At 56.4% G+C, this 24,983-nt stretch carries 17 protein-coding genes; 15 read left to right on the top strand and 2 right to left on the bottom strand.

Annotated elements, in window-relative coordinates:
- Positions 1-3 precede the first annotated feature (3 nt).
- Positions 4-1,353 carry a Ni/Fe hydrogenase subunit alpha gene (locus G491_RS0126840; protein WP_015949671.1) on the top strand — a complete coding sequence of 450 codons (1,350 nt, stop codon included), beginning with the start codon at positions 4-6 and terminating at the stop codon, positions 1,351-1,353.
- Positions 1,354-1,760: 407 nt separating this feature from the next.
- Here the strand turns inward: G491_RS0126840 and G491_RS32775 are convergent, their stop codons facing one another.
- A complete protein-coding gene (locus tag G491_RS32775; RefSeq protein ID WP_169829530.1) occupies positions 1,761-3,650 on the bottom strand; it encodes a methyl-accepting chemotaxis protein in 1,890 nt (629 codons plus the stop codon).
- 539 nt (positions 3,651-4,189) lie between these two features.
- Between G491_RS32775 and yhbY the strand changes: the two genes are divergently transcribed.
- The 3 genes from yhbY to G491_RS0126795 all read left to right on the top strand — a co-directional run bounded on the left by yhbY (position 4,190) and on the right by G491_RS0126795 (position 8,230).
- Entirely contained in the window at positions 4,190-4,498 is a 309-nt protein-coding gene (gene yhbY, locus G491_RS0126805) for a ribosome assembly RNA-binding protein YhbY (RefSeq protein ID WP_015949668.1), read from the top strand.
- Between the two features lie 196 nt (positions 4,499-4,694).
- Positions 4,695-6,806, top strand: a complete 2,112-nt coding sequence (locus G491_RS0126800) for a glycosyltransferase family protein (protein WP_028316728.1) — start codon at positions 4,695-4,697, stop codon at positions 6,804-6,806.
- 35 nt (positions 6,807-6,841) lie between these two features.
- A complete protein-coding gene (locus tag G491_RS0126795; protein ID WP_028316727.1) occupies positions 6,842-8,230 on the top strand; it encodes a B12-binding domain-containing radical SAM protein in 1,389 nt (462 codons plus the stop codon).
- Here G491_RS0126795 and G491_RS0126790 read toward each other — a convergent pair.
- The gene (locus G491_RS0126790; RefSeq protein WP_248635538.1) at positions 8,227-10,641 is read right to left on the bottom strand and encodes an acetate--CoA ligase family protein; all 2,415 of its coding nucleotides are present in this window, start codon (positions 10,639-10,641) and stop codon (positions 8,227-8,229) included. The genes G491_RS0126795 and G491_RS0126790 overlap by 4 nt on opposite strands.
- Before the next feature lie 594 nt (positions 10,642-11,235).
- Between G491_RS0126790 and G491_RS34730 the strand changes: the two genes are divergently transcribed.
- The 11 genes from G491_RS34730 (at position 11,236) to G491_RS35145 (ending at position 24,539) form a co-directional block, all read left to right on the top strand.
- Complete coding sequence (locus G491_RS34730) at positions 11,236-11,820, top strand: TetR/AcrR family transcriptional regulator (RefSeq protein WP_028316725.1); 585 nt, start codon at positions 11,236-11,238, stop codon at positions 11,818-11,820.
- 69 nt (positions 11,821-11,889) lie between these two features.
- The gene (locus G491_RS0126780; protein WP_028316724.1) at positions 11,890-13,188 is read left to right on the top strand and encodes a (Fe-S)-binding protein; all 1,299 of its coding nucleotides are present in this window, start codon (positions 11,890-11,892) and stop codon (positions 13,186-13,188) included.
- Between the two features lie 2 nt (positions 13,189-13,190).
- A complete protein-coding gene (locus G491_RS0126775; protein WP_028316723.1) occupies positions 13,191-14,645 on the top strand; it encodes an FAD-binding oxidoreductase in 1,455 nt (484 codons plus the stop codon).
- A gap of 1 nt (position 14,646) precedes the next feature.
- Positions 14,647-16,377, top strand: a complete 1,731-nt coding sequence (locus tag G491_RS0126770) for an FAD-binding oxidoreductase (RefSeq protein WP_028316722.1) — start codon at positions 14,647-14,649, stop codon at positions 16,375-16,377.
- A 131-nt stretch (positions 16,378-16,508) separates the two neighbouring features.
- On the top strand, positions 16,509-17,933 hold the full coding sequence (locus G491_RS0126765; RefSeq protein WP_051327548.1) for a beta/alpha barrel domain-containing protein: 1,425 nt from the start codon (positions 16,509-16,511) through the stop codon (positions 17,931-17,933).
- 35 nt (positions 17,934-17,968) lie between these two features.
- Entirely contained in the window at positions 17,969-18,118 is a 150-nt protein-coding gene (locus G491_RS36195; protein ID WP_211239179.1) for a hypothetical protein, read from the top strand.
- A gap of 172 nt (positions 18,119-18,290) precedes the next feature.
- Positions 18,291-18,716 carry a hypothetical protein gene (locus G491_RS36190; RefSeq protein ID WP_211239177.1) on the top strand — a complete coding sequence of 142 codons (426 nt, stop codon included), beginning with the start codon at positions 18,291-18,293 and terminating at the stop codon, positions 18,714-18,716.
- Between the two features lie 196 nt (positions 18,717-18,912).
- Positions 18,913-19,734, top strand: coding sequence for a cysteine hydrolase family protein (locus tag G491_RS0126745; RefSeq protein ID WP_028316718.1), 822 nt, complete (start codon positions 18,913-18,915; stop codon positions 19,732-19,734).
- Positions 19,735-19,930: 196 nt separating this feature from the next.
- Positions 19,931-20,623 carry an NUDIX hydrolase gene (locus G491_RS0126740; RefSeq protein ID WP_028316717.1) on the top strand — a complete coding sequence of 231 codons (693 nt, stop codon included), beginning with the start codon at positions 19,931-19,933 and terminating at the stop codon, positions 20,621-20,623.
- Between the two features lie 432 nt (positions 20,624-21,055).
- Positions 21,056-22,165: a hypothetical protein gene (locus tag G491_RS0126735; protein WP_051327547.1), complete on the top strand. Its 1,110-nt coding sequence runs from the start codon at positions 21,056-21,058 to the stop codon at positions 22,163-22,165.
- Positions 22,166-22,688: 523 nt separating this feature from the next.
- The gene (locus G491_RS35145) at positions 22,689-24,539 is read left to right on the top strand and encodes a pentapeptide repeat-containing protein (protein ID WP_084511712.1); all 1,851 of its coding nucleotides are present in this window, start codon (positions 22,689-22,691) and stop codon (positions 24,537-24,539) included.
- The last annotated feature ends 444 nt before the right edge of the window (positions 24,540-24,983 follow it).

The raw sequence follows: 24,983 nt of genomic DNA, 5'->3' as shown, positions 1-24,983 counted from the left end.
AATATGTCCCGGAACATTACTGTACAGCCCATCACCCGTATTGAAGGGCATGCATCCATCGGCATAGAACTGGATGACAACGGGAACGTGAGCGACGCCCGGGTGAACTTCATGTCACTCCGGGGGTTTGAAAAATTCGTGGAAGGCAAGCCCGCCGAGGAGCTGCCGCGGATAGTAAGCCGCATCTGCGGGATATGCCCCTGGATGCACCACCTGGCTTCCACAAAGGCCGTGGAAGGGTGCTTCGGCGCCACGCCCACGCCCACGGGTTCCCGCCTTCGCGAACTCATGCAGACCCTGGCCCATGCAGAAGACAAACTGCTTCATTTCTTTTTTCTGGCGGCGCCGGATTTTGTCATGGGCCCGGACGCAGATTATTCGGTCCGGAACGTCATCGGCATCGTAAAATCCAACCCGGAGCTGGCAACCCAGGCCGTGCGCATGCGTCAGAAAGCCAAGATGATCCTGGACCGGTTCTCCAAAAAAACCATCCACCCGGTTGCCGGGGTTCCCGGCGGCTTTTGCAAGCCATTGACCGAAGAGGACCGGGTGGACATGCTGGCCCAGACCAGGGAGATCATGGATTTCGCCCTGTTCACCATGGACCTGGCCAAAAACGAAATTTTTCCCCAATACCTGGACGTCATCAAAGAGCTGGGAACCATCACCACCGGCTTTTTGGGCACGGTGGACAAGGAAGGCGCGCTCAATCTCTATGACGGGCGCCTGCGTCTTATGCAGCCCAGCGGGGAGTTCGAAGAATTCGACGCGGCCGACTACACGGACTATCTGGCGGAAAAAGTGGTCCCGTTCTCCTACGGCAAATTCCCCTACGCCCGCCGGTGGAACGAAGGATTCTCCCTGGACCCGGACAATCCCAAGGGCATATACCGGGCCAACACCCTGGCCCGCATTAACGTGGCGGACAAAATGGCCACGCCCAGGGCTCAGGCGGAATTGGAGGAGTTCCGGGCCGCATTCGGACGGCCGGCCCAGGCCACCCTGCTGTACCACTACGCCCGCCTGATTGAAGAAGTGTACGCCTGCGAACGCGCCGTGGAAATCCTTGAGGACAAGGAGATAACAAACCCCGACGTACGCGCCCATGTGGAGCCGGGGGCGGGACGCGGCGTGGGCTGCGTGGAAGCTCCCCGCGGGACGTTGATCCATGATTACTCCACAGACGAAAACGGTCTGATAACCAGCGCCAACCTCATTGTGGGCACCACCCACAACCTGGGGCCCATCAACCTGTCCGTCCATCGGGCGGCCAAAGACCTCATTAAGGACGGCGTTGTCACGGAAGGGATTTTAAACCGGATAGAAATGGCGGTGCGAGCGTACGATCCATGAGTGTCCTGCGCCACCCACCGCCTGGACGGCGGTCACATTGTCACCATCACCGTATCCGACAAAACCGGCAAGGTTCTGAAGGATTGGCCTGAATAAACATCCTTGCGGCAAGCTGTGGGGCGTTTCAAGGTATAAGCCAAGCCGCAGGGTATTTTATCCACTCAAATAAAAAAGTTCCACCTACCCTAATCCTCCTTGGTCCCGGGTAACGCAAAGGGGGGAGCCTAACCCACAGGCTCCCCCTCGCGCACATCTTTTGCCATAAAGGGACGAATCCAGGACTCGTTCTGCTTTCCTTTAAAAAATCAGCCCGGAAAGATCCACCGCGCAATACACCAAAAGCAGGGCCAGGAAAATGTTGACCGCGTTTTTGATATTGGCGCACACACTAATTTTATTATTTGGCGTTAATACTTTCCAAAATCGTCGTCGTCCAGAGCGATGACCTGTCCGGGATCCACCTCCATGGGGGCGTCTCCGGGGGCGCCCCACCCGGAATCGACGGGAGCGGGCTTCTTTTTAGGCGCCGGCTTGGAATAGCCCTGATAGCCCAATTGCGCGCTCCGGGGCGCTGCATCGTAACCTGGCGAGGCGAAGCCCACGCCGGAATCCCCTTTGATCTTGAAGAAGGTCAAGGCCTTGCGCAGTGAGGCGGCCTGAGCCGAGAGTTCTTCGGAAGAAGCGGAGGTTTCCTCGGCATTGGCGGCGTTTTGCTGGGTGACGCTGTCAATCTGGGAAAGCCCTTCGTTAATCTGGGAAATGCCCTTGGACTGCTCGTTGCTGGCTGCGGCGATTTCCGCCACCAGATCGGAGGCCTTGGTGATTTTGCCTTGAATTTCATCCAGGGCCGCGGAGGTGTTTTCGGCGATCTCGGAGCCTTCCTTGACATTGTTGACCGCGCTCTCAATAAGCTCCGTAATGCCTTGGGCGGCCTTTGCGCTGCGGGCCGCCAGGGTGCGCACTTCCTGGGCCACCACGGCGAAGCCCTTGCCGTGCACGCCCGCGCGTGCGGATTCTACGGCGGCGTTCAAGGCCAGGAGGTTGGTCTGAAAGGCTATGTCGTCGATCACCTTGATAATTTTGGCGATCTCCTGGCTGGACTCGCTGATGGTGGACATGGACTGAGTCATCTCCATCATCCTGTTGACGCCTTTTTCTGCAGCATTTTTGGCGTCATGGGCCAAATTGCTGGCCTGGCCGGCGTTTTCCGCATTAGTCCTGGTCTGGGCGCCGATTTCCGTCATGGAGGAGGTGATTTCCTCCAGGGAGGAGGCCTGCTCCGTGGCGCCCTGGGAAAGGGTCTGGCTGGACTCGGAAACCTGCTGGGATCCCCCGTCCACCTGATTAGCGGCGTTGTGCAGCTTTTGGACCACGTCGTTCAAACGCCACACCATATTTTGAAGCGCCTTGCCGAATGCATCCTTTTCAGAACTGATATTGACTTCCTGGCGCAAGTCTCCGGAGGAAATGGCCGTGGCGATGTCGGTTTTTCGCTTGAGTTCATCCACGACCCGGTTTAAGGCCTGGCTCATAACGCCGATTTCGTCTTTGCCCTCAGGAAGGGATACGGAAATATCCCCCTGCCGCAGATCCTCGGCAAAGGCTATGACCTGGCTTAAAGGCTTGGATACGCTGCGTATGGACACAAAGGCGAAAAACAAGCCGGCCAGAAAACCCAGGCTGGTAATCACCAGGAGCGTGGTGACGGCGCCGGAAAACGATTCCGTGGCGGCCTTGTCCGCTGCTTTGGCCAGGCCCAGGTTGATTTCCGTAAGCTCGTTGATGTAATCCCGCATGCCTTCAAAAGCGGCGGAGGCCTCGCCCTGGGAGAGGGCGATAGCCGCTTTCCTGCCTTCCGGGCTTCCATCGCCGCGCACCTCCCAAACTTTTCTGCTGATGTCTTCCCACTTTTTGCGGGCTGCATCAAATTTGGGGAGGATCGCTTTTTCTTCCGGTGTGAACGCCAGGGCCTTGTATTTGCCCCACCGGGCGGCGGATTGCTGGAAATTCTCCTCATAGTCTCCCATGAAGGCTTTGTATTCCTCGGAGCCTACATCCGCAAAGATCATGGAGCGCTCGGCCACAAGCAATTGCTGGAGATCCCGGTCCGCCTCGATGAGAAAGTCGATCCCCGGCATGCGGACGTTAAAAATGTCCTGCATATGGCTGCGGATGACTTTCATGCTTGAAAAACCGACCATTCCGATAATGACCATGAATGCAATCATGACCAAAAAGCTGATGATCATTTTGGACCGAATGGTCATGTCTTTCACCAGTGATATTATCGAACCCATATCTTCTCCTCCCGCAGCCAGTGATTTTTCTTGCCAAGACGCTTTTACGCGCAGATGCATGTTCATAACATTGGCGTTCCGCCAAAAATCTGACAACATCAAATCCTTAAGAGCCGCAACCCCCTATTTAAAGGCGGAAGTAAACGGCTTGTACAAGCCTGATCATGTCTTGTGACAGTCAAAAGCTCCTTCTGGGCCGGATATGAGGCCCGCTTTGATGGGGCGTTGTATGGAAAAGCCTGCTTTTGCTTAAGCAAAAAGGGCGCCACCAACCGGAGAGGGAAAAACGGCGGGCGAATCCCGGAATAGACCTGCCACCTTTCCAATGCTTCTTGCCTTTTATGGGTTTTCGTGTAAGGAGATGTGGCTCGCTCCGGGGGCCTTGTCTCCAACTTTGGAAGAAGACGATGGCCTTTTGGCTGCGATTGAGATGGACCTGAGATTGAAAAATGCGTTAAAACAAACCATGAATGCGGCGGGTGAATAAGCCGCCGCCGGTGAATTCATGCGCTGCCTTATAAAAGCAAAGGGAGACGATAATGGAACTGAAGGGTTTTGAAAGAAAATATTTGCGGGGCCTGGCCCATGGCATGAAGCCGGTGGTGATTGTAGGCCAAAAAGGGCTTACGGACGGCTTGATCGCTTCGGTGGACGAGGCTCTGGACCTCCACGAACTGATCAAGGTCAAGTTTGGGGATTACAAGGAAAAGGCCTTGAAGACCGAAATCTCAGAAGCCATTGAAAAGGGCGCCAAGTGCGAAATGGTGGGGATGATAGGGCATATGGCCATATTCTATCGCCAGCAGGAAGATCCTGAAAAAAGGCAGATCACGCTTCCCAAAAAGTAGGCGGGGCCAAAGTCCATCCCCCGGCGCCGGCTTTCGGCCCAAGCGCCGGAGCGGCCCGGCCCAGATTCCCCCCTTGCCATATCCGCGCTTTTCCAGCATAATCAGCCCACTTGCTAAGGCCTTGTCCATCTTCCTCCGGGGCCGCCTAAATGTAAAGGCAACCCTGGCGCAAATTCGGAATCCCGGGAGGGGATCCTTGAAAAAGCTCACAACCTACAGCCTGGTTCTGGCGTTGTACGCCGCCCTGGCCGTGCTGCACACCTGGCCCATGGCTCTGCACATGGGCGAGGTCACCCCGGGCTCTTTCAACACCATTCCCACGGGCGGGTTCATGGCTGAGCAGGCGATTTTATTCTTGCAAGAGCATCCGTTCAGTCTGCACAAAGCCTTTGATCCCGGCCTCACGGCGCCGCTGGAATCGCCCTTTTTGTTCTTGGGCATCCCCTTCGGCCTGTCCCAGATTTTCGGCCTGTTTTTTCTGCCCACCCAAAACCTGCACTTTGCAATCAACGGCGCCATGCTGTTCATGCTCATTGGCTCGGCCTTTTCCATGTTCTTTCTGGCGCAGTATCTGATGCAAAGCACGCCGGCCGGAGTCGTCGCCGGGGTCGTGTTTTCGTTCACGGCCGCGACCCAGTGCCGCACCGTGGACTTCATCGACATGAACATGGTCATCGTCCCGTGGATCGTCCTGTTTTTGTTCAAATACATCCACGAGGACAAATCCCGGCATTTGTACATCGCCGTGGGCCTGCTGGCGCTCCAGTTTTACATGTATTTTTATCACTGCCTGTTCGCCGTATATTTGATGGCGGCCATCGTGATTTGGCGGCGCAAGGCCTTTTTCACCAAAGAGCATATCCCGGCCATTGCGGGCGCAGGATTCATGGGCGTCTTGCTTATCCTGCCCCTTGCCCTGCCCTATTTGCAAACCATGGTGCAGTATCGCCTGGATCAGATGACGGGCTCCAGCGAAAGCCTGTTTTCATACACCTTCGCCTATTCTCCGTCGGAATGGTTTAACGCGGCCAAAGAGAATCTGTTCTACGGGGCCTGGCTGGCACAGGATTACGAAACCGCTGGATTTCCCGACTTTCCCCACGCGGCTTTGTTTCCCGGCGTTCTGGTCTGGTATTTAGTGCTGACCGGCGCCGGGCGCATGCCCAGGGAACGGATTTCGCCCTGGTTCCTGACGGGCGTTCTGGCCTTCGCCGTCCTGGCGAGCACGGGTTGGAAGCCCCTGCAGTTTTTCCGGTGGGAGATGAGCGAAGCGTTGGTCTTGCGGCATCTTTCAGAAATCCTGCCCTTGGCAAGCATCATCCGAAACCCCACCCGGCTGGTGGTGTTTTACACATTCGCCCTGGCTTTGCTTAGCGCGGGGGCTTTCGCCGGATTTGAACAGCGCATCCTCAAGGCCAAAGGAAAGGCGGCGGCCGCCATATTACTAGCGGTTGTCATTGCCGTAATTACCGTGGAAAACCTTTCCATACCAAGACCCATGTACAATTTCGGCGCCTTGTTCGGGCCGAGTCAAAGCGATTTTTGGCTGGCTGAAAACAACCCGTTAACCAGCCCGGAGGAATCCATCCTCCACATTCCGTCCAAGGAAAGGCTGTACCAGTACGACGAAGGCGTCCCTCCGGCCAGGCTGTACGTGGAAAGCAACGTGGGCCTATATAGGCATCTATGGGTGCGGCAGACTTCAGCCAACAGCCACACCAGCTTTTTGCCCCAGGATTTTATCCTGCCGGAGACGAGGCGGCTGCCCTCTTTGGAGGCCCAGGAATACCTGTACGCCCAGGGCGTGCGTCTGCTGGTGGTTCACGAAAGCCTGCTTTACGGAAAGTACAAGGAACGTTTTAGCCGGAAAAACATGACGCCCCAGGGATTTGACCTGCTGGCCGAGTTTGACGACGGCGACGCCATATACGCCATGCACCCGGACATCTGCACGGCCAACAGGCTGATTATTCTGCCCGTAATTGAAAACGGAAGGCTGGAAGTGATAGGGCTGACGCCCAGCCTCTTTGACGCCATGCTCAAACAGGAGCCCGTCACGCCGTGCTTTTGGCTCAACCCCAAAACCTGCCGGTCCCAGACGATGTGGGCGACTTTTAAAGACCGAAACGGCAAGCTGCGGCGGAAAAAGTACAGCTATCATTTGCCTTTGGTTGTCAAAGGAAGCGCCCGCCTAATTGAGGACGACCTGGCGGCGGACGGCCTGAAAGGGCCTTTCTCCATGGTTTCTTTAGAGTGGAACGAGCCTTATTTAACGCCCCCGCCCGGGGTTGAGTACCGGGAGCAATAAAACCGAAACGCCGGAAACGGCGCCCGAGGATATCCTTGAAAGTACTGCTTTTACGCCCCAACAGCATCATGAAAGTCTGGCCGGCGCCCATCGGCCTGGGATACCTGGCGGAAGCCCTGCGCACTTCCAGGGGCGATGAGGTGAAAATTCTGGACGCCCGGCGCTGGCGGCTTTCCGACAAACGGCTTGCGGCCGAGGTCAGGAGATTCAATCCGGACGTCGTCGGGATTTCCGCCCTGACCCTGGACAGCCCGGACGCCTCTCGTAGCGCGGCAGTCGTCAAGTCGGTCCTGCCCGGCGTTCCGGTGATATTGGGAGGCCCCCACGCCTCGGCCTGCGGCAAGGCCGTGCTGGATGATCCCGACCTGGATTACGCGGTGATCGGCGAGGGCGAGGAAACCCTGGTTGATTTAATGAACGCCCTGGACGGAGGCGGCGCCCTTGACGCCATTCCCGGGCTTGCCTTTAAAACTCCGGACGGCCCCGTGTATAACGGCCCCAGAGCCATGATTGAAAACGTGGACGCGCTGAACCCGGCCTGGGACCTGATAGGCCCGGAGAATTATTTTTCCCGCCTGGGCAAGCACACCCAAAACCGGTTTATCAAACACCGTAAAAGCCTGTCCGTATTCACATCCCGGGGCTGCCCGTATCACTGCATCTTTTGCCACAACGTGTTCGGCAAGCAATTCCGGGCCAGAAGCCCGGAGGCCGTGACCGCTGAAATCGCCATGCTCAAGGACCGGTACGGCGTGCGGGAAATCGAAATTCTGGACGACTGCTTTAACCTGTCCAAAACCAGGGCCGCCGCCATTTGCGAAAGCATCTTGGACAACCGCCTGAACCTGGATTTCTCTCTGCCAAACGGCGTTCGCGGGGACGTGATGGACGAGGAATTGTGGGACTTGTTTAAGGAGGTTGGGGTGTTTCGGGTGTCCTTCGCTCCCGAGGTCGCCAGCCCCCGGATGCAAAAGCTGGTCAGGAAAAATGCGGACCTGGACAAAATGCGCCAATCCATTGCCATGGCCGCAGACCGGGGAATTATTTCCATGGGCTTTTTTATGATGGGCTTTCCCACGGAAACCTATGACGAAATGCTCATGACCGCCGATTATGCGGCACGGTCGCGGCTGCACTTCGCCTTGTTCATGTACCTGAACCCCTTCCCCGGCACCGAGGTCGCCCGCATGGCCGGGACCGACGCCATGGACATCCGGTTTAAGGATTACTTCCACATGCCCGTCAACCTGTCGGCCGCCACGGACGAGGAGTTGCACAAGGCCAACAAGTTCGCCTACCAGAAGTTTTACATGAATCCCCGCAGGCTGGCCTCAGCCTTCGGGGTCATGCCCAAAAACCAGCACACGGCCATGCATCTTTTGCCCGGCTTCCGGCTGCTGTTCGAAGACTCCGTGACTTTTTAACTCTTGAGCTTATCCACTCGCAGGCGATAGTTCATGTACTTGGCCAGGGCGGCCACGGCGGCGTCGGCGGAGCGGAACACGGGTACGCCGTTTTCCTCCAGCTTTTGGGCCATGGGGTCGAACAGGCCGCCCCCGTCGATCACGCCCAGCACCGGCTTTTCCAGGCTTTTCGCCGCCTCGGACAATAGCGTAGCAACACCCTCGGGCGAGGCCAGGGACTCCCCTTCCCGCAGTCCGGCGGGCAGGGTTTGCATGGCTGGCGACAGGGGATCCAGGCCCACAACCACGCCGTCCACGTTATTGTCTTCCGCAAGAATCCGGGCCGTCTCCGCGTGCAGTCGATCGTTTGCGGCCGGGTTGATGTCCATGGGGTTTTTCACGTCCACCAGGGCGTCCAGGCCGTTGTCCTTGATGAGCTTTTCCAGGCTTTGGATTGTGGAATCCTCAAACGCGGCCATTTTCATGGCGTAGTCGTCTCCCTGGATGCTGTCGGCCATGCCCACGGCCTCGAAGCCCGCGCCGCTCACCGCGGCCAGCCTGTTTCCATAGACCTTTTTGTCGCACAGGAGCACGGCCAGCTTGTACAGATTTTCAAACTGGGAGAAGTTGTCCGCCACCATGGCCCCGGCCTGATGCACGCAGGACTCGCAAACCATATAATCGCCGGCCACGGACGCGGTATGGCCCGAGGTGGCGATTTTGCCTTCCGGCGTTCTGCCGGCCTTGTAAAAAAGCACGTCCTTGCCCTGCTGCACCGCTTCCCTGACCGCCCGGCACAAGGCCAGGCCGTCCAGTTCATTGAAGCCTTCCATGTATACGGCGATCACCCGGACGTGCTCCAGGTCCTTCATGTACCTGACCATGTCGCCGGCGGTGAGGTCGTTCTGATTGCCGATGGAAACCATGTAGGCGGGCTCCAGCAGAGGCTGTTTGCTGAGCCGGGTGATGATAAAGGCGCCGCTCTGGCTGATGAGGGCCGCGTTTCTCAGGGGCGGGGATTTTGGTTTTTCCAGCTTTTCACGGGGGATGAAAAAGGTGTCGCAGGTTCCGGGATAGGAAACCAGTCCCATGCAATTGCCGCCCAGAAAAACCGGGCCGCCGTCCCCTTGCATGTGGGCTGTGTTGATTTTTTCGCCGACCTCTTGGGCGCGTTGTTCGCTGCCCTGCTTTTCCCCCAGGCCGCCGGGGATGAGCATGACGCTTTGGGCGCAATCAAACTCGATAATACGTTCGATCAGGTCCGGGACCTGGTCGGCCCCCACGGCCATGATGAATAAATTCGCCTTTTGCTCCATAGCCTCCAGCGTGGGGACGCATTTAACGCCGTCAATGACGCCGCAGTTCGGTTTTACGATCACGATGTCGTCTTTGTTGAATCCGCCGGCAATGATGTTCCTCAGGATGATTCGCCCGAAATTCTCTCCCGTGGAGGAAACGCCGATGATCGCAATATTTTTGGGATGCAGCAGGTTGTGGATTTTGCCTACGGGCCGGGGAACGGGCAGGCTGTTTTCCGGCAGGGAAAACCGGCAGATGCCGTCCAAGGGCGTCATGAGATAATCGGTAAAGGCGAAGGGGTTGACTTCCAACTCCTCGATGACAAAGGGCGCGTCCGGGTTGTTGGGAGAGTAATGGTTCCCCATGAGGATGAACGAGGAAAAGCACTCGATCAACTGGCCGTCCGAAACGATTCTCTCCTGCCCCCGGGAGACCCCGGCCAGCTTTTTATACGCGATGGTCTGCCTGAACAAATTGAAAAAGGACTCGCCGCCGGCCATCTCCGTGGAAGCCGAAACCACAGCCTGGCCTTTTCGGAATCGCTGGGCGTAGATCTCGGTGTCCGTGCCCCCAAGCCCGGCGGTGATGACCATGCCGAACTCCTGGGTGCGCCGGATGCTCACCAGCAATTCATTGCCGAAGGCCTGGGAGTCGGGCGGCATAAACTGGCATAACAAGACGCCCACAATGTCCGCGGATGCGGCCCGGGCCAGATCTTCGCCCATAAGGCCCTGATGAGCCTCGGGGGCGAACTGGGGATTTTTTCCGATCCAGTCGGCGTATTTGGCCGGGACCTCGTCCAGCATTCTCCGGCACGCGGACCGGGTTTTGTTCAGGTCCTTTTCCAGCACCTTGACTCCGCCAACGTCCGTTTTATGAAAAATGGTCGGCGAAACGATTTTCAGGACGATCTTTTCCCCGGGAATTGCGTCCAGGTCCGCCTGGGATGGGACGTCTCCCTTGGGGATCAGGCGGGTCATGGGCGGGGTTTCGGCGCCGGAGTTTTTCAAAAGAGCGTAGGTTTCGTGCTCGTACAGGGCGTTTCTGCCGTCTTCCAGGGCTTTTTGAAAACAATCCGTAATGCGGTCAAAGTGGATTTGGAGGGCCATGGTTCCGTCCTTTGCGGGTTTCATGCCGAGTTGCTGTGATTAAAACAATTTCCGACCTAATCTTGATTTTATGAGAGCATACCGCCGGGAGGATTGTCTGTCAAAGAATGCTTCTTGGCAAACAAGCGATGTCTTCATTCAAGGCCATTTTATCATTTTTAAAGCCCCTTCCAGGAAGCGGCCGTTGGAGGAAAAGCGGCATAAAAATTGGCCCCGTTGACGGAAAAACAGCGCCTATTCGTTTCCGTCATGGAACTGCCGGATCCCGTGCCCGTTCTTGCCCGGTTTCAGTGGTGCGGCAACGGGCGCAAGTCCAAGGACCGCCTGTACCTGTTCAAATCTTTTGTGGTCAAGGACTTTCGAGGAGAGGGTGTTTTCCTTGCTCAAGGACAACCATGGAGGCCGTCATATTCGCGTCCGAGGCCCCAAGAAGATGATGGCGCACCTGATGTTTGGAATCCTTGTGATTACAGCGACGCAGTCATTTCGCCTTGCGTCGTGAGTCACGCGGCATTGTAAGCGGAGTTTTTTCCGTTATCGGCGCTCTTTTTAAAAAATTCCCCTTGACTTTTTATACTTAATGAATCAAATTAGTATAAAACGTTTAGGGAGGCCGTTGTGAAAGTAGACAACCAGCACGTCCAGCAAAAAGTCTTCGATTCCGCCAAAAAACTCCTGTTAACCCGGGGCGTTAGAGGCTGGAATACGGACATGCTCGCCCGGGAAGCCGGGCTGGCCAAAAATACCCTGTACAAGATCATCGGCTCCAAGGAGCAAATTGTGGAAGCTGTGGCCATGGCCCAGGTGCGGGAAAACGCCGAGTCCGCAGCCTCTTTTCTCCAGACCGAAATCGACTGGGCCGACAAGCAAAAGAGCTTGCAGGCCGTCCGGACCGCCCTGGAGCGGTTCACCGCCAATATGAGCCGCTTCGAGCCTGTGGTTCTGCCTCAGATTTATCTCCAGTATCCGGGCGTGGAAGTCAAAATCAACGCCCTGGTCAAGGATCTGACCCTCCTGGCCCATGATTTTTTCCAGCAGGCCAAGGACAACGGATTCATCCGGCCCGAGGTGGACCCCGAAGTGGTCATGGATATGATCCGGGCCATGGTGGCCCATTACATCCAGCAGGGCGCGGACAAATCCCAGTTTGAGGACCGGGTGAAAAAGGCCTTTGATTATGTGTTGCAAGGAATTACCGCCTGAAATTTTTTTGCCGTAGAATTATACTGAAAATCTAATAGTGGTATAAAACGTACAGAAATTGGAGGCGCCGTGAACCTGGATAAACTCAAGCCCTATGAAGCGGAAATGAAAAAATGCTTCCGCTGCTCCTTGTGCAAGATGGTCCCCTTGGCCGTGTATCAAAAGGTCGAATTCTCCAACAATTGCCCCATCAACAATTATCATCAGTTTCATGCATGGTCCGGGTCGGGCCTTCAATTCATGGCCCTGTCCCTGCTTCACGGGCGCATTCCTGCGGACGAAAAGCTGGCGGAGATTGTGTTTTCGTGCCGGTCCTGCGGATATTGCGACGTGGCCTGCAAGTACATCATGGACGCGGAAAGGCATCAGGTGAACACGGCGCTCAAGGAAACCCTGGCCCTGGCCGGCCTGGCGCCTCCGGAGCTTGGCCGCACCTGCCGGAGCATCCAGGATAGGGGGACGCCTTTTGACTCCCCCGCAAAGCCCTGGGACAAGGGGCTCAACATCAAAAAGGCCCCTCGCGACAAGGCGAAAGTCCTCTTGTGGGCCGGATGTTCGGCCCGTCACGATCCCAGGCAGGCGGCCGCCGCGCGTCTGTTCGCCCGGATTCTGCAAAATTTGAAGGTGGATTTCGCCGTGCTGCAGGACGAAGAGTCCTGCTGCGGTCTGCCCGCCTATTGGAGCGGTTTCGCCGACGTTTTCACCCGGGCCGCCCGTGATGCGGGGACGGCCCTGGAGCGTTCCGGCGCTAAAACCGTGGTCTGCCTGTGCGGCGCCTGCCTGGGCGCCATGCGAAGCAAGTATCCGGCCTACGGCGTCAAGGTGGACGCGGAAATTCTTCACGCGACCGAGTTTCTGGATCGCGTCTTGGCAAGAAAACGCCTCAACCTCCAGGCGCCCGAACCCATGCGCGTAACATACCACGATCCCTGCTATCTGGGACGTCAGGCCGAACCCTATGAAGAGTGGAACGGTGTGGAGAAAACCGCCTTCGGCCAGATGACTTACACGGACCCTCCCAAAAACCTGCGCTACGGGACCGAAGGCGTTTTCGACGCGCCCCGCAGCCTGCTTCATTCAATCCAAGGGCTGCAATTCAATGAAATGCACCGAATCAGGGAATACGCCTTGTGCTGCGGCGCCGGAGGCGGTTTGACCGAAGCCGCCAGGCCCATGGCCCGGCAAAGTGCAATCAGCCGCCTTGAGGAAGCAAAGGACGTTGGGGCGCAATGCCTGGTCACCGCCTGCCCCCATTGCCGATCCCATCTGGAGGCTTCCGCGCGGGAGGCCGGCCTGGACGTCCGGGTCGCGGACATCATGGAAATCCTGGCTCAGGCCCTGGGCGTACACAACTCGGCGGAGGGTTAATCATGGATAAAGAATGCATTGCAGCCGCTCCCGGGTTTTCCGGCGGCGTCGAGGACGATCCTCAGGTTTTGTCAAACTATAGCGTAAATAACCCTCTCCTGGAGGAATGCGCTCCTTCCGCGGGCGTGGTTCGCCCCAAGGACGTTTCCAGCCTTCAGGCCTTGTTAAAGACCCAAAAAATCCAAATGGCGCCTGTCTCGTCCATCGGCCCCCACATCAGGGGCGGCATCCAACGCAAGGAGCCCCATGTCGCCATGGATCTTTCCCATTGGAATGAAATTCTTTGGATCAACCGCCGAAACCGGGTGTGCATCGTCCAGCCGGGCGTGACTTACGGCCAGTTGCAGGAGGCGCTTAAGCCCCACGGCATGACCCTGCCCACGCCCCTGGCGCCCCGGAGCGGAAAAAGCGTGCTGGCGGCTGTCTTGGATCGCGAGCCCTCCACTTGGCCCAACAAGCAATGGGATTACCAGGACCCGGTGGCCAGCACGGAGATCGTGTTCGGAAACGGACGCCTTTTTCGCACGGGCGCAGCCGGAGGCCCCGGCTCCTTGGAAGCCCAGCGCAAATCCAAGGGCGCGCAAAAATCCCCCCTGGGGCCGGGCCAGTCCGACTTTCAGCGGGTGGTCATGGGCGGCCAGGGGCGCTTTGGCGTGGCAACCTGGATCAGCCTGCGCACCGAACTGGCCCCGTCGGTTCAGGAATCCTATTTCCTGGGCGGCGATTTGGACAGCCTCATCCCCTACGTCTACGCCGTGCAGCGGCCCTGGCTGGGAGAGCACGCCTTTCTCCTCAACCGTACGGCCGCCGCCATGCTCATGAGCCATGATGCGTCGGACGATTTCGACCAAATCCGAAAAGGCCTGCCCGAGTTCGTATGTTTGCAGAACATCGCCGGATTCGAACGCCTTCCTAAAGAGAGATTGGAATACCAGAAGGCCGACATTTGGGACATGGCCCGTCAAAACAGCCTGGCCCTGGAAGAAGGCCTGGGCGATGTCTCCGCCACGGATTTCTTTCAAACGTCAACCTCCGTGTGCGGCCCGCAAGATTGGCGGCATGGCCTCAAAGGGCATTGCCTGTCCGTTATATTTTTATCCACCCTGGATCAAGCGCCCAAGTTCTTGGAAGTCTTTCACGAAGCCCTGGACCGGGCGGGCGTGAACAGGGATTCGGGGGGCTTATACATACAACCTGTGGTGCAGAACCATGCCTGTCATTTTGAATTGATGCTTCCTTTTAACCCGGCGGATGCAAAAGAGGTTTCCGTCATGAAATCCCTGGAGCAGGACCTTTGCCGCAGACTCTTCAATGCAGGCGCTTATTTTTCCAGGCCCTACGGCGCGGCCCGGGCTTTTGCAACCGGAGTCAATTCCGGCCAGGACAAGCTCATCGACCTGGCCCAGGACCTCTTCGATCCGGAAGGCCTCCTGGGCTTCTGGAATAAGGAAACATAACATGCTGAATCAAGACCAACTCCAGGAATTGCAGGACATTGTGGGCCCGGAATGGGCCAACGCGGACGAGTGCATTCGAGACGCCTATGCGGTGTGGTACAATTCCTCCTCCCTGAACCCGGAGCGCGAGGTTTGGGCGCCGAGGCCGGCGGCTGTGGTCATGCCTAAAACCGCCGGGGAAGTCGCCAAGGTCACGCAATTTTGCAATCGCCACGACTTCATGATCAAGTCCTTTTCCACGGGTTGGATCGCCTCCAGCGCAGCCGGGTCACGCAAGACCATCCTTTTGGACCTGAAGCGCATGGATAGAATCATCGATATAGACGCAAAAAATCAGATCGCCGTCATTGAGCCTTACGTGCGCGCCATCGACCTGCAGACCGAATTGTGGAAGCAGGGCCTGAACGTGCACGTGGTTTCCTGCGGAAGCAACCACTCGGTTCTGGCCTCCGCCGCCGCGGCCTGGGGATACGGCCTGTCCGGCGCGTCCATGGGCTATTCGGCCCGGAACCTCATGGGTCTGGAATGGGTGACGCCCAAAGGCGAGATCGTAAAATTCGGCAGCGCGGGGGAGGGCAAGGGCTGGTTTTGCATGGACGGCCCCGGCCCGGGCGTCCGTGGCTTGATTCGAGGCTTTCACGGCACCTTCGGCAGCCTGGGAACCTTCACCAAATGCGGTGTCAAGCTCTACCGCTGGGACGGCCCTGAAAAGGTGGAGCACTCGGGCAAGTCGCCGCGATACTTCCTGGAAACTCCCTTGCCCAAGACCGAATTTTTTGTGCTGACCTTTCCCTCCAAGCAAAACATATGCGATGCAGGGTATCAACTGGGCGAGGCCGAATGCAATTATGCGGACTTTCGCCTGCCCGCCTTTTTCATGTCCATGGGCTTTACGGACGACAACCTCACCCTGAAAAAAATCTGGGAGACCGGCTTGTTTCAAAAAGTCGTCCAGTTCGCCCTGGTGGTCTGTGTCCACGGCCATTCCCAGCGGGAGTTTGAATGGAAGGTCAAGGCCCTCAAGCAGATAACCAAGGAAAACCACGGGCTCAGGGTTCCCCTTTTGGACCCGCCCGCAAGTCTGCTTCCCCTCCTGAAGCCTTTGGCCAAAGTCTTTGACAATCCCCTGGCCCTGGCCTCAAAAATTCCCCTGCTGCAGGAAATGCTGGACGCCGTGCCCATCCCAAAGCAAACCCGGAAAAAAATGCAAAGCAGCATGTTCCAACTCCTGCTCCGCCACGTTAACAACGTGCAAGGCTGCTTTCGTCCCTCCTCCTGCATGTTTACGTCCGTAGGCTCCTTTGACACCTGGGACCTGGGCTTTGAACAAAGCGACTTCATCGCAAAAATCAAGCAGCCCGCCATTGACCAGGGGGCAATCGTGGCTGACGGCGCCGATCTCGGCTGCGGCGGAACCTTTGAATCCGGCCACCTGGGCTATCTGGAAGGCATCGGCCTGTTTTCCTCCCATAAAGAGGAATCGGTCCAGGCCGTGCAGGAAATCGTGGAGGCCGGCGCCCAAGGCGCCGTCGATAACGCCCTGGGTCTTCCTCTGGGCGCATTCGGAGGCCCCATGAACGAGCTTTTCGGCCCCCACTGCGGCGACTATCACCTGTTCATCAAGCAGATCAAAGCCGCCCTGGACCCCAACTCCGCCTGCGACTCCTGGGCCTACTCCGGGCCTTCGGATAAAGCCTTTCCCGACGAAAAAAAGAGTTTCGCCATGTATTGATTGTAAAATCAGGTAATTTTATCCTCTCTTAAGCCCTATCCGTCCTCCTGCTTGGCGAAAAGCCTCATTTTTTTCTTGACGCCCAACTTAGTGTTTGATACACACTAAGACACAAAGCGAGGAGAAAGCCGATGAACGCCCAAAAAATAGTCCAAACAATGCTCGAAAACAAAAAGCCCAACCTGCTCATGACCGACGGATATAAATTCGCCATGGGGCAGGCGGGCTTCCCCTTGAGAAAGGAGACCTTTTACCTCTCCTTCCGCAGGCCGGGATGGTACTTCATCCCCTTTGACCTTGCCCGGGCGGTCCGGGCCATGATCCCTCCTGCGCCTGCTGCGAAAGAAGAAGCGTATCTGGCCGAAGCCGGGTACGGCCTGACTCCCGCCATGAAAAAGGCCCTGGAGGCCGAGCCGGAAATCCACGCAGCTCCCCGGGGAAGTTGGGTGCGGGAAAGGGAGCCCATCCTGACGGTCACCGGGCCGTCCTTTCTGGTTTCCTGGCTGGAGCCTTTGGTCATCTGGCTGCAATACCCCATCCAGATTGCGGCGGAAGCCTTGCTTGCCAAGCGCCGGGATTTCACATGCACATGCGAGGACGAAGCGATCATCGCCGGGCTTACCCTGGAGGCTTGCGGCGTTTTCAATCCCGTCATCCAGGTGGACCGGAAGTACAAGGAGCGGGTGCTGGTCAACGCAAGGGCTTTAAGCAAGGCGGTGAGCGGCCAGGGACGCCGGCTTTTTGAGGTTGGCATGCGGGGCGCAACCTGCATGTCCATGCACCGGCTTGCCTTGGAAGCCTGCCAAGAGGCCGGGCTGACCCAAACCTCCGACGTCTGCCTGGCCAGGGAGCTTGGCATGGTTCCCGTGGGCACGGCCGGGCATGAGCATCAGCAGCGCTGGGGAAGCGATCAGGCCGGCTTTCGCGCCATCCGGGACATGCGGCCCCAGGCGCCCAGCTACCTGTTCGATACTTATGACGCAGTTCGCACCGGCATTCCGGCCGCCATTGCGGTGATGCGGGAAAATCCGGATCAACCCTGTTCGGTCCGGTTCGACTCGGGAGATCAAAAGGAGCAGTTGCGGCGATTCGTCAAGGCGGGCGTGAATCCGGCCTATGTGTTCATGGATTCCATGGACGCGGATAAGGTCCGGGGCCTGGAAGAATTCGCCGAAAAGCTGGGCGTCCCCCCTGAAAGGCGGTTTTACGGGGCCGGCGGGTATCTGGTGGGCAGGCCCGCCTTGGACGATCTCACCCGGGACCGGGTGTCCGCGGTTTACAAGCTCTCCCAGACGGCCGGGGAGCCGGTCATGAAGTTCAGCGCGCCGGAAAAGACCACCGTGCCTGGCGTGCCCATGATTTTTCGCAGAAACGGCGGCCGGGGCGAAATCGGGCTTATCGGCCAGGCTGGAGAGGACTTCCCCGAAGGATACGGGCCGCTTAAAAGCTCGGAGCTTCCCGCCGAGCCGGATCTGGCGCCCGTGGGGTTCAGCAGGGCCACGGCCGAGCGCATGGAGTTTTTGCGCCGCCGGCAAATGCCGGGGTTGAGCGCTTAGGTTAAGGATTTGGCTTCACTTACAAGGAGGCTGTCATGAAAATCATACGCCTAGCAGCGGCGAGCCTGAACCATACGCCCTTGGATTGGAAAGGCGATATGGCCCGAATTTGCACGGCCGCTAGCCAGGCTGAAACGGTTAGGGCCAATTTCCTTCTGTTGCCCGAGTTATGCATCACCGGCTAGGGCTGCGAAGACGCCTTTTCCGCTCCCTTTGTGCAGGACCGCGCCCAACGCTTTTTAGTCGCCCCGGCCCGGGAAACGTCCAGTATAGTTGTCATCGTTGGACTGCCGGTCCTGCATCGAAAAGCGGTTTACAACTGCGCCGCGGTCCTGGCCGGCGGCAAGATCCTGGGGCTTGTCCCCAAACAGCATTTGGCCGGAGAAATTCGTCAAAAAATTAGGCGTTCCCGGCCTGAAGCCCAACGACCCCATTGACTATATGGTGGAGCGCCTGCTTATATGCGTGTACCAGGCCACGGAAAACTCGTCCAAAGCCTCGCAAAACGCAGCCAGGCGGGTCGCTGCAAGTTTGGGCGCGACTTTTTACAACCTGGACGTGGAGCCTCTGGCAGCGGGATACCGCAGCATGATCGAGCACGCCGTAGGCCGCGCCCTGACCTGGGAGCAGGACGACATCGGGCTGCAGAACATCCAGGCCCGGACCCGGCGCCCGGCGTGTGGCTGCAGGCCATCCGGGACAAGCAAGGGCCCACGGAAGCCTTTTTTAAAACCTGCGCTGCGCTTTCCGATACGCCGGAAGAGCAGATTTATCAGTGGATAGAAAAATTTTTCACACTGTGGAGCAGAAACCAATGGAAAAGGGAGCGTTACGCCCCGTCATTCCATGTAGACGACGAAAACCTCGATCCCAAGACATGGTGCCGGTTTCCCATTCTTTCGGGAGGATTTGACCTGGAACTGGCTGAACTCAGGGCTGAAATTATCCGGCTTAAGGCGAGGCAAAGGGAGGAATAACCATGAAAAGACACTTGCTCATCATCGACCCCCAGAATGATTTTTGCGATCCCAACGGAAACCTTTACGTTCCGGGCGCGGAAGAAGACATGAAACGCCTGGCGGACATGATTGTCCGCATCAAGGACGAAATAGACCATATTCACGTGACCCTGGACAGCCATAAAAAGGTGGATATCTCCCACCCCATCTGGTGGAAGAACGCCCAGGGAGAAAACCCGCAGCCTTTCACCCTCATCAGTTCGGAGGACGTGGAGGCCGGACGCTGGGCCGCGGCCAATCCGGATTTTCAGGAGCGCAGCCTGGAGTATTTGCGAGCCTTGGAAGCGGCGGGCAGATACCCCCACACCATTTGGCCGGAGCACTGCCTCATCGGCGACGGCGGCCATAACATCACGCCGGTGCTGGCGGAGGCCATCCACGAGTGGGAGGCCCAGGGCGTTAACGCCAGTTTTGTGACCAAGGGCGATAATCCCTGGACCGAGCATTTTTCGGCGGTCAAGGCCGAGGTGCCGGATCCCAACGATCCCTCGACCCAGGTGAATCAGGATCTGATCAAAACCCTGGAAGAGGCGGACGAAATCCTATTGGCGGGAGAGGCGGCCACCCATTGCGTCATGAACACCGTGGCGGACATTGCGGATTATTTCAGCGATCCCAAATACATCCGCAAAATGGTGTGGATCATCGACGCGTCCAGCCCGGTGCCCGATCCGCCGGGAACCACCTTGTTCAGCGACAAGCTGGCCCGGGTGTTCGAGGATCTGGTCAAAAAAGGCATGAAAACCGCCCTGGCAAAGGATTTTATGATGCGGAGCGCCTAACCGGCTCTCATCCCCGAAAACAATCAAAGGCCCGTTGCGCCGCGGAATCAAAGGCGGAACGGGCCTTTTTTTATGAACCGGACGAGTCCTCTTTCTATGACCAAGGACGCGCTCTTGGCGCCGGAAACGAAAAGGTGTACAGTAAAACAATGCAAGGCGATCAACATGAAAACTCAGGCGGAAGAGCAAAATAGGCATGGCGTACACCTACAAATACCCCAAGGCGGACCATACCGTGGACGCGGTGGTCTTTGGCATTGATTTTGACGAGGCGGCCCTCAAGATCCTTCTGATTGAAAGGGCGCGGGAGCCTTTTAAAGGCAATTGGGCCTTGCCCGGCGGGTTTGTGGAAATGGACGAGGACCTGGAAGCCGCGGTCATCCGGGAATTGCAGGAAGAGACCAACGTCCGGCTTTCGTACATGGAGCAGTTGTACACCTTTGGCGCGCCCGGCCGCGACCCTCGGGGCAGGGTGATCTCAACAGCCTTCCTGGGCCTGGTGCAGCCGGGCCACATTGTGATTCACGAAGGCAGCGACGCCGCCAAGGCAATTTGGTGGAATGTCAACGAATTGCCCGGCCTGGCCTTTGATCATGCCCAGATCATCAAAACCGGCGTCCAGCGCCTGCGGAGCAAAATCAGCTGGCAGCCCGTGGGCATTGAATTGCTGCCCGACGAGTTCACTTTGTCCGACCTGCAGCAGGCCTACGAAATCATCCTGGGCCGCTCCATAGACAAGCGGAACTTCCGCCGCAAGGTCCTCAAATTCGGAGTTCTGGCGCCCACGGGAAACGTGCGCAAGGAAAACTATCGCCCGGCCCAGCTTTACCAGTTCGACAAAAAACGCTACGCCCTGCTTCAAAAACAAGGCATTGATTTTGAAGTCTGACTCCGCCTTTCGTTCCCTTGCTTTGTGTGGGAATGCAGTTTTAAGTATCTGAAACCAAAAAATTTTCAATTAAAAGGCCGTGGGTAGCCCTGGCACAGCAGTATCGGCGCCGGGTTGCGAAGCAACAAAAGGGGCGACCTGAAAAAAATTAAGAAATCCTAAATGATGATCGTCCGCAAACTCTGAGTTAAAACAGATCTTTTTTTCGGCTAAAAAAATCCAATTATCCAAATACGATGGGCCTTCTCGTTCCCATGCTTTGCGTGGGAATGCATATCTAAGTATCTAAAACCACATATTTTTCAAAGGATAAGTATTGCTGGCTATTCCTAAAAGAGCATAGACCTAATTCGTCCAATCGATTAATAAAATCTGCCGGTTTTACTATTCACAAATTTGTTGTAAGACATTGGGCCAAAGGAGAATCAAACCATGGCTCAAAAATCATCTGCGCACTCAATGAAAAGCGGCGGCGCCGACCTGCTGGTCCAAGCCGGAAAATCCGCTTACGATCATATACGCGAAAACGGGCTGCAGCCCTCGGATATCTCCGCCGTCCTGGGCGCGTCCGGCGCCGCCAAATGGCTGGTGCTGTACGGCCTGGATTCGGCGGTTTTCTCGCAATGGTTTGCAGGCAGGACCGAGCCTCTGGAACTGCTGGGAACTTCCATCGGCGCGTGGAAGCTCACCGCAGCGGCTCAGGACGATTCCGCGGCCGCATTCGACCGCCTTAAGGACGCCTACATCAGCCAGAGCTACAAAGGCCGGCCCACGGCCAGCGACGTATCCGACGAGTCCGTGCGCATCATGGAAATCATCATGGGCTCGGACGGCGTCAATCAGATCCTCGCCCATCCCTATTGCAGGCTCTCCTTTTCCGCAGTCCGGTGCAAAGGTCTCATGGCCCGGGAAGAGGCCCCGTTGCTCATCGCCGGCATGGCCTGGGCCTTCGGCCTGAATTACGTCAGCCGCAGCCTCCAGGGCAAAGTCTTCGAACGCACCGTGTTTCACGATCCGCGCACCACGGATTCGGTGCTGGATTTTTCGGAGTTTCCGCCCAGCTTCACGCCCCTGAACACGGGGAACTTTTCCCAGGCCCTTCTGGCCACCGGGTCCATCCCCCTGATCATGCACGGAGTCAAGGACATCCCCGGCGCCCCCCAGGGTATGTACCGGGACGGCGGCCTGCTGGACTATCATCCCGCATTTCCCATGAAGCCGAAATCCAAGGGATTTATCCTGTACCCTCATTTTTATCCCCACGCAGTCAGAGGATGGTTCGATAAAAAAAGAACCTCCCGCTGGGCCGACGGCGAAATTATGGACCGGACAATCATCCTGGCGCCGTCCCCGGAATTCGTGGCCAAACTGCCTTTCCGACGCATCCCGGACCGCAAGGATTTCTCCCGATTCCAGGATCAGGACCATATCCGCCAGCCCGCCTGGAAAGAAGCCGCCAAAATGAGTAAAAAGCTCGGTCAGGACTTCCTGGACCTCAGCGAAAAAGGAGCCATCAAAACCGCCGTGCAACTAATTGACTGAGACAAGTACAAAGCAAGGAAAAGAAAATAAAAGCAAGCCTCCGGCGGCAAACTTTTGAAAAAGTTTGATCAAAACTTCTTAAATGGCGCTTCGCGCAGGGCCTGTGAACGGTTGCATGGAGAGTGTATAACCTATTGCGCCTTAAACAAAACACGGGTTGCGCTTAACCCCTGCGAAACCCGGCATGAAAAGCATCTTCCAACCAAAATTACAACATCGCAAGCCGCAAACGATACTCCTTTTTTGTAGCGACAGGCCTCCGTGCCTGTCCTAACGGCGTCTGTCATTCCTGCGAAAGCAGGAATCCAGCGTCTTTGCCTGTCTCAGAACCTGTCGGGCAGTCCCTGCAACCCCATCGTCATTCCCGAATGCTTCTATCGGGAATCCAGCGTCTCATTTCTTCTCGTCATTTCCTAATCATTGACGCTTAGGGTTATTTCCGTTAAAACCATTCAATCATCAAAAATTAATTGCACTCAAAATACAATCGTTCCAGCCGCGCTACTGCCCTGGAGGCATCCCAATGCCCGAATATCGTGAAATCTCAAAAAATGAACTCCAGCATATCCTGAAGCAACATAAACTTTGGCTGAAATCCGATGAGAGGGTCGGGGATCGGGCCCATTTGCATCAAGTTAACCTCCATTACACGACTCTTCAATATGTCGAATTGCAACGAGCTGGCCTCCAGCGTGCCCACCTCTTGAATGCAGATTTGCGTTACGCAAACCTCCAGCACGCTGATCTTGAAAGCGCTGATCTCCAAAACGCTAATCTTCACTCAGCGAACCTTAGCGGGGCCGATCTGCGAGAGGCTAACCTCGCAGGTGCCAATCTTCATGGAGCCAACCTTCGGGGATGCAATTTGCGGCATGCCGATCTTCATGATGCTGACCTCAGCGAATCATGTTTCCAGAGAGCTGACCTCCGTATGGCCATTCTTGTCGGAACCATTTTTCAAGGCGCTAAACTGCAAGAGTGCAACCTCCGGAATACTGACCTCTCTGGCGTTGATCTTCATAATACCAATTTGCAAGGAGCCATACTCACAGAGGCTAAACTTCAAGAGGCCAACCTCCAAGGAGGGCATTTAGGAGGGGCGGATTTCCAGGAAAGCAATTTGCAAGGTGCCAACCTCCGCTCAGCCTTCCTCTGGGATGCAGGATTTCAAAAGGCCAACCTTCATGGAGCTGACTTCAGAGAATCCGACCTTCAAGGCTCCAACCTACAAGAATCAAACCTACAAGAATCTAACCTGGAAGGGGCCAATCTCCGGGAGGCCATCCTATCGGATGCAAACCTTCAGGGAGCCAATCTATCCGGCTCTAACCTTGAGCAAGCAGATCTTAGTGGGGCTAACCTCCAAGGGGCTGACCTGTCCACAGCCTATCTTTATGAAGCCTACCTTTGGGATGGCGATTTGCAGAACGCCAATCTTCAGAAAGTAGTTGCTGAATATGCTGATTTAAATGGAGCAGATCTACAGCAAGCGAATCTAACAGGTGCAAATCTTTCTTTCTCCCTAATGAATCAGGTGAATCTTTCCAGAGCAGATGTCACGGGTGCCATCTTGTACGGAACCGCACGCGACGGCTGGATCATCAAAGACATCAAGTGCGACTATGTTTACTTTGACTTTAAGGGTGAAAAACGCACCCCTCCGGACCGGGATTTCAAACCCGGGGAGTTTGAGGAGCTGTACAGCCAACTCCCCACCATTGAATATATCTTTGAACACGGGTTCTCCCCCATCGATCCCCTGATCATGGACATGGCGGCCCAGGCCATCAACGAAGAAAATCAGGACATGGGTATGGCCCTGGACAGCTTTCATTCCCGTGGAACTCCTCGCGCAATATTTACTGTCTATAAACATGAGGACGTAGAGCGCGGTTATCAGTTGATAAAAGAATATTACGGAAGGAAAATTGCATCACTGGAAGGAGGGCGCTACGAACTCAAAGAACTGGTTGTTAGCCTTCTTAACGGAGAGATTGAACTACCTCCGAAGTATCAAATTGAAAACAAGGGAAGCATGGTTCTTGCCGAAGGTAATTCCAAACCTGATTTAAGCCATGCCAGTTTTTCCGTAAACATTAACCTTGAAACCATCGGCCAGGCTATGGCCGAAAGCCCGGACAATATGGACAAGGTTATCGCTGCGCTTCAGGAAGAGATCGGCAGGTTCAAGGAGGAAATGTCCGAGGACAACAAAAAATCCACCCGGACCATTCTGTCCATGATGCGCAGGGAAAGCGCGGACGGCGTGACCGGCCTTTTGGCCCGGCTGGACAACATTCTCTGTTCCTCCGTGGGATCCGCCCTTTGGCAAGGCTCCTGCCTTTTGGCCGCCAAGGCCATGGGGTTGATGTAGGGGCATGGTCTCCATGCCCGAGGCGGGCTTGCCCAGTTTTTTCAGGGTGGCCCAGGCAAAGCAGTATCTTGCCTGGCGCGTTAGCGCAGTAGGGGCGGCCCATTTGACATTAAAATCCAAAAACTTTACGCGGACGAACGACCTGTCTTAATCCAGCCAAAAAAATCGGATTCGCCAATCCTTTGCGCCCGCCTTTCCTGTCATTCCTGCAAACGCAGGAATCCTGCGTCCTTGAATTGGTATTTTTTAAGGCCTTAACGCCCAACCCGGATGTGACGCCGAGGAGATCAAACAATCCCTCATGCAGTTTGTTGATCAAGGATTGTCGGGGCAAGCTGGGTGATCCCCAGCGCATTGAGTTTAGGAAAGAAATCCTCAAAACTTCCGTTAGAATGTTAGAGAAGAAAGGCATTAGACGCAGTGTTTGACAAGTGTGTAATTTTG

Origin of the sequence: Desulfatibacillum aliphaticivorans DSM 15576, assembly GCF_000429905.1 — a bacterium.
Taxonomy (GTDB): domain Bacteria; phylum Desulfobacterota; class Desulfobacteria; order Desulfobacterales; family Desulfatibacillaceae; genus Desulfatibacillum; species Desulfatibacillum aliphaticivorans.
Note: the sequence above shows the minus strand (reverse complement) of the source record. Positions and strands in the feature narration are given on the sequence as shown.